The sequence below is a fragment of the Oceanivirga salmonicida genome (assembly GCF_001517915.1).
Taxonomy (GTDB): domain Bacteria; phylum Fusobacteriota; class Fusobacteriia; order Fusobacteriales; family Leptotrichiaceae; genus Oceanivirga; species Oceanivirga salmonicida.
The window spans coordinates 1-209 of sequence record NZ_LOQI01000245.1 but is presented as its reverse complement, the minus strand read 5'-3'; the positions used below and the strand labels follow the sequence as shown (position 1 = coordinate 209).

General features: G+C 27.3%; 1 protein-coding gene. It reads left to right on the top strand.

Going from position 1 to position 209, the window contains the following annotated elements:
- Positions 1-209, top strand: a 209-nt coding sequence (locus AWT72_RS09130) for a family 1 glycosylhydrolase (protein ID WP_156413173.1), incomplete at both ends; no start/stop codon positions are given.

Here is a 209-nt window from a genome sequence, read left to right as displayed (position 1 = left end):
GATTTAAAGGCTGCTAGAATAGCAGAATTATTTGCCAGTAAATCATTTTTAGACCCGAGTGTTAAAGGTTTTTACCCAGATGAATTAATAGAGATAATAAAAAAACATGATTTAATGCCTGAATATACTAGGGAAGAGTTAGATATAATAAGAAATAATACAGTTAATATATTGGGAATAAACTATTACCAGCCTTTAAATCATATTTA